Raw genomic sequence first — 8,256 nt, forward strand, 5'->3', positions numbered from 1 at the left:
GAAATGAGCTCCGCGCCAGCGATCGCTTCAAGCATCTGGGCCTGATGTTCCTTCGTCGCGATCATATCCTCCTCGCCTCGCAGGATGAGGGTCGGTGCGGAAATATCCTGGAGAAGTGGCAAGGGGTCATAGGCAAGCTGCTCGTAGTAAATCGAATGCCAGATGCGTGACGGCAACGCGGCGCTTTCGCGTCGAGCATGGGCAAGAAAATTCTCGTCGGCCGGAGGTTTTCCAGCACACCATTCCCGCATGAATGCGCATTCTGGATCGATCGGATCGCGGAGCATCTTGATGTTTTCCCACAACCACCCCCGACGTTCGCGCAGCGCGGCTGAGGTCGATAAGAGAACGATTTTGAGAACGAGACGAGGCCAGCGCTCGGCGACCGCTTGCGCAAGCCGCCCACCAAGCGAATGGCCGACCACGTGGGTTGGCACAAGACCCAGCATCTCTATGAGGAGCCGGACATCAGTTGCCATCTCGGGTATCGTGTAGCAGCCCTCAGGTTTGTCAGAATGCCCGTGGCCGCGCAGGTCCGGCGCAATCACGCGAAAGCCTTCGAGATATGGCGCGGCGAGGCTCCAACTTCTGGCGCTGTCGGTAAATCCGTGGAGCAGGAGGATCGGCACGCCGTCGGGGTCGCCCATCTCGACATAGGCAAGCCGAAGCCCATTCGAAAGAACGGCGTTCCGCTTCAGCGCCGAAAATTGCTCTTGCGAAATAGGTTCGACCAAACGTTCACCCTCAATATCCCAACGTCATAACTTAACATGGCCCGTGGGGATTGGTGAGGCCCGCTTTCGGAGCCAGAAAACTAAGCAAGATCCCCGCCGTCGATCCCGATGACGTGCCCGCTTATATAGGAACTGGCATCGCTGGCGAGGAAAACGACCAGGGACGCAACCTCCTCCGGCGTGCCGGCGCGCCGCATGGGGTAGGGGCCAACAAGTTGTTCGGTCGTCACTTTCCAGTCGCGCCGCACCCGCTCGAGCATCGGCGTCTCGATCGCTCCAGGCGCGATGGCGTTGATGCGTACGTGCCGTCCGTACTCTTGTGCGGCGGCGCGAGTCATGTGGATGACGGCAGCCTTTGAAGCTCCGTAGGCGACGATATTTGGAAAGGCATGTCGGCCGCCGATCGAAGACATGTTGATCATCACCCCTTCGGAGCGGACGAGATGGGGCAGCTCGTATTTCATTGCGATGAAGACACCGCGCAGGTTCGTCGCAATCTGATCATCGAAGCCGGCAATATCGGTATCGGCAATTGGCGCTGGCGGCAGGTCGATGCCAGCATTGTTGAAGGCAATGTCGAGGCGGCCGTAACGCTCGACTGTTTCAGCTACGAAACGCTCGACCTGATGGGCGTCGCGCACGTCGGATTTGATATAGACGACCTCGCCGCCAGTGGCCCGAATCCGCCCCTCAACTTCGCGCCCGAGTGCTTCTCGCCGGCCGTTGAACGCAACCTTGGCTCCGGCCTGAGCTAGGACGCCGGCGGTCGCCGCGCCGATGCCAGACGTTCCCCCGGTAACGATTGCGACCTTACCCTGGAGGACACCAGGAGCCTGCGCCCCTGCCGGTTTAGCGGCGAACCCCGCGCCAACCGTTGCGCCAGCAACAAGCATGCCAGTGAGAATGTCGCGGCGTGGCAGAACCATTTTGTCGGATGTAATTGCGTCGGTCATGTCCTATCTCCTCTAATGTCGATGGGGAGAGCCTAACCGAGGAAATTGCCGGGAAAAATCCCGATCTCCTTTCAGGATTTTAAAGCATGGGTTAATAATCGACACATGAGCTTGCGATCGGATCCATTCTTTGGCCTCCCAGCTTTCCTTGCGGCGGCGGCGGCCGGCAGCTTCACCCCAGCGGCCGCCCGACTGGGTGTGTCGCCAGCTGCCGTAAGCCAGGCGGTGAAGTCCCTCGAAGAAAAGCTTGGGACGCCTTTGTTCATCCGCACGACACGTCGCGTCGGCCTGACGGAAGCCGGCGCGGCTCTGCTGGCGCGCACCGCTCCTGCGGCCGCCGAAATCATCGCCGCTGTCGAGGACGCCGCCTCGGTGCACGAACCGTCGGGATTGTTGCGCCTCACAGTGCCGCGCATGGCGGTGCCATTGGTTATGGAGCCTGTCGTTCCCGCGTTGAGGCGCGAGTATCCGAGGATCGCAGTCGAGGTGGCGGTCGAGGATGCGACAGTCGACCTGTCCGCACGCAGTTTCGATGCCGGCATCCGCATCGGCGAGTATGTCGAGCGTGACATGGTCGCGGTGCGTCTTTCCCGGGACATTACCTGGGCGGTCGTGGCGAGCCCCGCATATCTCGCCGCTCGCGGCCGACCGGAGGCACCACAGGACCTGGCGGGCCATGAGGCAATTCGGTATCGCTTTCCGAATTCGGGCGCGCTCTACAGGTGGGAGTTCGAACGCGACGGCCGGAGCTTCTCCGTGGACCCGCCGGGTAGCCTGATCGTCAACGACGGTGCGCTGCTCGTCTCCTGGGCACGGGCCGGCCTTGGCCTCGCCTATGTCGCCGATATCGCCGTAGACGCGGAATTGCGCGCCGGCCAGCTTGTTCGTGTGCTTGAGCAGTTCCTGCCGACGACGCCTGGTCTTTTCCTTTACTTTCCGCAGCGCACTCAAGCCCAACCGAAGCTGCGCGCCTTCATCGATCTGGCAAGACAGGTCTTGCGACCAGTTCGCTAAACCCGTTTGCCACGGTCAGCCCAGAGACGTCATACGGGCGTCGATGTTAACCCGCGCTCGATGTTGAGAAACTGCCCGGAGCATGCGCCGAATACCGGGGAACTTTTCCTTCTCGTGCGCGTTGTCGATTGCACGGTTTTTTCAGCTTCCTCCAGTCGCTGAAGTCGACGTGCGCCCTAGTGCAGTGGGATTATCCCTTGGGCACTAGACTGATGGCTTGGGCTCGCCTTCGACCCCTCTCTAGACGAGCCCTTGTCGCAATAACATCGTGAGATACCTTACCCCGCTTTTGGCGGGGTTTCTGTTGGCTTCTTAGGGAGTATTGAGGAAACCAACCATGACCAGAGACCATTTCTCTGCCCGTGAAATGCCCTTACAGAACGACGATGTTGAAATCTGCAAGAGAATCTTCGATCGCATCTGTACTACCCATCACATAACGGGCGACGCTGAGCGCGACCAACTCGCAAGCCAGATCATCTATTTCTATCAGCACGGTGTCACCAACGAACAAAGCCTGGATCGGCTAATGGCCAGCATCGCCGGCGATGAGAACATTGACGTGACCGCGATTCAGCTCACCGAAAAACAGAGACCAAAGTGATAATTCGAATAAGCCCGCAATATTACGCCAGACGCGACCAAGATGGCAGCTGGTCAATCGGCGATATGGGGACGCGCACCCGTCACTGTCATTGCCGAAACGCTGCCGCTCGAACGCCTTGATGGAGCCACGACAATGGAGATTGTCGATGCCTGAGAAAGAGGCATTTTCCTTCTCGGCGGCACCTGCGCTGAAGATGTGCTACCGTACTAATCCTTTTTAGCTAGTTTGCCCCCGAGCTGACTTTTGGCATCATTTTTTCACAGGGACACAAAGACCGTGATTCCAAGTGCAGCGGGGATTGAGATGAGCTCCCGCGGCACGAGGTGCGACAGGGCTCGCCATTTTTGAACCTTTTGGACGAGCCCTCGTCGTATTCTTCAAGTCACGGCAGCGGTGACCGGATTTCACCTCCTTGCCTGCGCCCCCTCAATCGAACATCACCGAGAATAGACGACGCGACCGTTGGTTACCTCAGATCGGCAAGCCGGCTGCGCAAGAAGGTTCGCAGTTTCTCGGTGCGTGCTTCGGGTAGCAGGCAGGCATCGCCTGTCACGGAGCGCACTTCCGAAGATCTCGATCAGGCAACAGGTTGGAGGTTTGCGAGGGCTTCGGCGATGCGCTGCGGCGCCTTGGGGCGCGCGTACATCCGCTCAAGATAGGCTTTGAGATTTGGACAGCCGTCAACCAGCCCATTTTCATTGCCCCAATCGACAACATAGGCGGTGACGCAATCAGCGATGGTAATTTTATCGCCGACGATGAACTCACGCCCATCCATGTGACGCTCAAGTATTGCCGCCATCGCCATAAACTCCTCTCTGGCGAGAGCTATGTCTTGCGGCAGTCGTTTGTCTTCGGGGTATATAAAGGCGTGCTTGGCGATCCGCCACAGCGGCTGTTCAAGTTCGGTGACCGCAAACATAGACCAGCGGTACGCCCGCGCCCGTTCCCTTAAGTCGGCGGGCATGAGCTCTTTGGCGTCATACTTTTCTGCTAAATACATGACGATCGCGGCGGATTCTGTAAGTACAAGGTCACCGTCAACCAGCACCGGGAGTTTTCCGGCGGGATTGAGGCGCAGGAAGTCGGGGCGACGGTTTTCGCCAGCCAGGAGGTTGACGGGAACAAACTCGAATTCCGCGTCGAGCTCTTGAAGGGCCCAAAGTGCGCGAAGCGAGCGCGTCGGACCTAATCCATATAGTTTCATCATCTTGATTTCCTCCAGTTTCAAACAGACAGCGTCACGGCGTTGACAAGTGCGTAGGGGGCGGGAAGCAGAACGTTTCGGCCACTTAAGCTGTCAGAGCGGAGGCCCCGAGTGACCGATGTGGTTTTTCTGGACATTTCCAAGTTGGAACTGCACGCCAGTCCTCGGCCGATCGCTGGAACGCTGTAATGGCCCGCGACAGTCAGCATGTTCATTCTCCTCCCATCATTGAATTCGTCGTCGCATTCAAAGGACGTTGGAGGAGGATCCGATCCGACAGCGGGTCACAAAAAAGTCATCCGTGCTGCTTTCACGATATCGAAGGGGCGCAGGCGGCAAGGAACTCCTTTCACCGAGGCAATTCGCCACCTTACTTATTATGCCAACCGGCGCAGATTAGGTTCCTTGGCGGCTTGATCGTGATTTCTCGGCGAAGGGGTCACGCTCCGACGTCACAGTCCGCTCGACAATCCCGCACCTGCCCTGTCCTTCCCATCCTTGGCTTCTGCGGGCAGGGCAGGTGTTGCGGTTGCATTGAAGCAAAAATGTAACGAAGACATTGCGCATTTCCTGCTGCCGTGCGGTTGCGTGATCGCGGTTCATGCGCTTGCGGGGCGTGGAGAGCACCCGACGCCAAGGGTCGAGCGACTGGCGGGAGGGCGCTACGAGGGACTTTCTTTGTCGGGGCCGGCGCACGATCGCGGCGCGTGGCAGGGTGGATGAGATCATCAATTTGCAAGCAGACCCGTGGCCAGGTAACGGAAGGCCTGGGCGGCCTTCGGGAAGACATCCTTCGGATCTTCGCTGGCCGCAATCCAGAGAGCCGCATTGAGCGCGGCGCCATTCAGAAGCCGGGCGGCCGCCTCTGCATCCACTGGCTTCAAGATCCCTTGCGCGATCAGCCGCTTTACCGTCTGCTTTGTCGCCTGCAAGCAGTTGCTCTGACTAGGCCATTGCGATGGATCTCCGAGGACCGCTGGCCCGTCGAGCAGAACGATCCGCTGCACTTCGGGATCGAGCGCCATTTCGATATAGGCCGTACCCTCAGTAAGCAGCCCTTCCCAGGCGTTTTCCGCTCGACCGCCGATCTCCTGCGCTCGCGAGGCCATTTCAGCGTCTATCTGGTTGACGACGGCAGCCAAAAGGCCACGCTTGTCCCCGAAGTTGTGATAAAGCGCTCCCCGAGTGAGGCCGACCTCGGCGGTCAACTCGTCCATGGAGGCGCCAGCATAGCCTTTTTCGGCAAATGCCTTTCGCGCAGCAGCAACCAGCTTTGCGCGGGTCTCTTCCATCATCTCGACGCGTCGCTTTATCATCATCATGACTCCCGCTTTTCGCATACGTGACGTATATGTATTGACATACGAGGCGTATGTTTGATAGTTGACATACGTGGCGTATATCAATGATGCGAAAGCCTGTGAAGCTCCCCAAGCAGCGTTTTGCTCATCAAGTGCCACCCACCAAGATGAAGAGAGATCGACACATGACGCAACGTGACGCAATTTTTCCCGCCGATAGGCATGCACTTTACCAAGCACACGGCTATTCAGCCGCGATCCGCTCCGGCGACCTCCTCTTCGTCTCCGGGCAGGTCGGCAGTCGTTCCGATGGGACTCCCGAACCTGATTTCGGGCGTCAGGTCGAACTGGCCTTCGACAACCTGAGGGCAACACTGAAAGCGGCAAGCTGCACCTTCGACGATATTATCGATGTAACCACGTTCCACACAGATCCCGAAAACCAGTTCGAGACCATCATGGCCGTCAAGAACCAGATCTTCAGCAGTCCGCCTTATCCCAACTGGACGGCAATCGGTGTGAACTGGCTCTCCGGTTTTGATTTCGAAATCAAGGTTATCGCTCGCATCCCTGAAGCGGTATAGGCTACTTCCCCAGACCGGTTACTAAGCCTTACCGGGCGCAGCAGGGTAGCCGGGTCGCTCGCGGCGGTGTTTGACGGTTTAAGCCGAGCAGATGCCGCCCCGCATGCAGCTGCGCATTGCAAGAGCAGCCGTCATGTCCACCTATGGGCTCGCGCTTTCTGCCCTCTCGCGCGAACTGAACCGGTCGAGAACATCCGACAATACATGCGCTCCCAATCGGCGACCAAATCCCGTCTTCGACATTTTGGCGGCGATGATCGGCACCGCTTGCGGGATCGAGCGGAGACAATTCGCACAACCACAGCTTTCACCTGCTTCGACCCTCACCGGTGATTTGTTTGAAGGAACCGCCTCTTGCTTCACTGAAGATGCCACCTGGGTGGCATGTCTGGACGTTCATCACCACATGACCGGCGATGTGAAACCTGATTGGTAGCCTTCGACCTATTGAATTCTCCTTTCGACGACACATATGGGGTCTACCACCCAAATGTGATGGCATCCTGCAGCGATCTTGTCGCGCGTTTGAAGCTGTCCGGGTCGGCGAAGGGCGCTCCCCGAAAGGGTCGAGCGCCCTTCGGATTTGCGAGGTTCGGACATGTGGGAACGGACCGGCGAAGGATTGCATTGTTGAATATGCAGCTCGGACCTAGTCCTTGGGAAACAATGAACCATACGGCCACTCCACTTACGGCCAGTCTTGAACCATAGGCGCTTCAACGCGTGTCAAGCCATTGCAGATCGTCATCGCTAATCGTGTATTTCGATTGAGTAATGCGTCGAAACAAGTCCGCGTACATCCGAAGCGATGGCGGACAAATCGCGCGTCGCGCAGCTAGGCGGCGACAAGCCGCCGTGCAGTGGCTCGGATGGGTGAGCGCAAGGCATCGGCCGAGGCGCCGGTATACCGACGCCCTATCCTACAACCGACCGCATTCGGCCCGAGGCTGTACGGCTTGAGGTACAGTGGGCGTCGGCTGAATGACGTTGGGCTAACGGGTCTGTGGCGCTGTCCTCTGCTGGATCGAATTGAATCGGTCAGTGGCGGCGTATGCCTCGTCCTCAACAGATTTCCAGTCGCTCAAATACCGTATGAAAAAACTACGCGTTCCCCAGTCCCGAAACTGCTGAACATGCTTAAGCTCGTGAACCCATAGCCCAAGATCGTTTGCTCCAACTTCATCTTTGAAAATTACGGTGTCGATCAATGTCACCGCGTCTGCATCGCCATATCGCATGGCCAGGTCTGCGAGGTTCAGGGGGGCGCTACCACCAATTTTGAAAGCCACCATGTCATAGATCTGCTCGTCATAAAAGTTTCCGAGCGCTTGACGAAGCGCCGGCGGCATTGGCATCACACCACTGGAACGGGCACTATTTCGCGATGCGATGATCCATTGCTCCAATGCCGCAGCTGCGGTCAAGACTTGTGCTTGCGAGCGAACGCGATTCAGTTCCTTTCCAATATCCCCGATCTCCCAGCCGAAGCGGCCGAAGATACTTGGCACGTCGCTTTGTGCTTTGCCCGCTTCTCGTTGGACGTTGCGCAGAAACTGTTCGGAATGGCCGATGTCGCCCCACGCGACAGCAAACGATACAGTGAGGAACAAAATCGTCATTGTCATCATGACGCAGGTTCTCGTGAATTTGGCCACCGACAACAGCTCGGCACAATACCACAAGACGCTAATTTTTGCACTTGTGCACTAGATCTCGCCGGTTCGCCAATTCCTGCTCGAACGCTCGCGCCGGTCGTTGAAGGTTCGCATTCGGTAGTACCCCGGCTGCGGGGCTGCCCCAGCATGGTCTTTGTCGCCCATCGTGGCTGGAGGATCGACACCCCCAGGGCCCAGCGG

Annotated in this window: 9 protein-coding genes; 4 read left to right on the plus strand and 5 right to left on the minus strand. The window is 58.2% G+C overall.

Annotation, left to right across the window (positions count from 1 at the left end):
* Positions 1 to 734 (minus strand): alpha/beta hydrolase (locus C9413_RS23140; protein WP_170250955.1); only part of this gene is annotated, 734 nt, incomplete at its 3' end.
* Between the two features lie 80 nt (positions 735 to 814).
* Positions 815 to 1,687 (minus strand): SDR family NAD(P)-dependent oxidoreductase, encoded by an 873-nt coding sequence (locus C9413_RS23145; RefSeq protein ID WP_052451862.1) that lies wholly within the window; start codon positions 1,685 to 1,687, stop codon positions 815 to 817.
* A gap of 105 nt (positions 1,688 to 1,792) precedes the next feature.
* Here C9413_RS23145 and C9413_RS23150 point away from each other — a divergent pair, with 105 nt between their 5' ends.
* Both C9413_RS23150 and C9413_RS23155 read left to right on the plus strand, forming a co-directional pair.
* On the plus strand, positions 1,793 to 2,701 hold the full coding sequence (locus C9413_RS23150) for a LysR family transcriptional regulator (protein ID WP_170250956.1): 909 nt from the start codon (positions 1,793 to 1,795) through the stop codon (positions 2,699 to 2,701).
* A 337-nt stretch (positions 2,702 to 3,038) separates the two neighbouring features.
* Positions 3,039 to 3,305, plus strand: coding sequence for a hypothetical protein (locus C9413_RS23155; RefSeq protein WP_052451860.1), 267 nt, complete (start codon positions 3,039 to 3,041; stop codon positions 3,303 to 3,305).
* Positions 3,306 to 3,885: 580 nt separating this feature from the next.
* On the opposite strand, the gene C9413_RS23160 is transcribed toward C9413_RS23155, so the two are convergent.
* On the minus strand, positions 3,886 to 4,518 hold the full coding sequence (locus C9413_RS23160; RefSeq protein ID WP_082046743.1) for a glutathione S-transferase family protein: 633 nt from the start codon (positions 4,516 to 4,518) through the stop codon (positions 3,886 to 3,888).
* Between the two features lie 725 nt (positions 4,519 to 5,243).
* Positions 5,244 to 5,831, minus strand: a complete 588-nt coding sequence (locus C9413_RS23165) for a TetR/AcrR family transcriptional regulator (protein ID WP_040116667.1) — start codon at positions 5,829 to 5,831, stop codon at positions 5,244 to 5,246.
* Between the two features lie 170 nt (positions 5,832 to 6,001).
* Between C9413_RS23165 and C9413_RS23170 the strand changes: the two genes are divergently transcribed.
* Together C9413_RS23170 and C9413_RS23175 are read left to right on the plus strand one after the other, a co-directional pair.
* Positions 6,002 to 6,400, plus strand: a complete 399-nt coding sequence (locus C9413_RS23170; protein ID WP_040115944.1) for a RidA family protein — start codon at positions 6,002 to 6,004, stop codon at positions 6,398 to 6,400.
* Between the two features lie 103 nt (positions 6,401 to 6,503).
* Positions 6,504 to 6,836: a hypothetical protein gene (locus tag C9413_RS23175; RefSeq protein WP_040115943.1), complete on the plus strand. Its 333-nt coding sequence runs from the start codon at positions 6,504 to 6,506 to the stop codon at positions 6,834 to 6,836.
* Between the two features lie 556 nt (positions 6,837 to 7,392).
* Here C9413_RS23175 and C9413_RS23180 read toward each other — a convergent pair.
* A complete protein-coding gene (locus C9413_RS23180) occupies positions 7,393 to 8,028 on the minus strand; it encodes a DUF4157 domain-containing protein (RefSeq protein ID WP_052451858.1) in 636 nt (211 codons plus the stop codon).
* Positions 8,029 to 8,256: the final 228 nt, after the last annotated feature.

The sequence above is a fragment of the Rhizobium sp. SEMIA 4085 genome (assembly GCF_013004495.1).
Lineage (GTDB): Bacteria > Pseudomonadota > Alphaproteobacteria > Rhizobiales > Rhizobiaceae > Rhizobium > Rhizobium gallicum.

Coding starts and splice junctions, on each gene's coding strand:
- C9413_RS23145 (WP_052451862.1), bottom strand. CDS start 1,687: ATGACCGACGCAATTACATCCGACAAAATGGTTCTGCCACGCCGCGAC.
- C9413_RS23150 (WP_170250956.1), top strand. CDS start 1,793: ATGAGCTTGCGATCGGATCCATTCTTTGGCCTCCCAGCTTTCCTTGCG.
- C9413_RS23155 (WP_052451860.1), top strand. CDS start 3,039: ATGACCAGAGACCATTTCTCTGCCCGTGAAATGCCCTTACAGAACGAC.
- C9413_RS23160 (WP_082046743.1), bottom strand. CDS start 4,518: ATGATGAAACTATATGGATTAGGTCCGACGCGCTCGCTTCGCGCACTT.
- C9413_RS23165 (WP_040116667.1), bottom strand. CDS start 5,831: ATGATAAAGCGACGCGTCGAGATGATGGAAGAGACCCGCGCAAAGCTG.
- C9413_RS23170 (WP_040115944.1), top strand. CDS start 6,002: ATGACGCAACGTGACGCAATTTTTCCCGCCGATAGGCATGCACTTTAC.
- C9413_RS23175 (WP_040115943.1), top strand. CDS start 6,504: ATGCAGCTGCGCATTGCAAGAGCAGCCGTCATGTCCACCTATGGGCTC.
- C9413_RS23180 (WP_052451858.1), bottom strand. CDS start 8,028: ATGATGACAATGACGATTTTGTTCCTCACTGTATCGTTTGCTGTCGCG.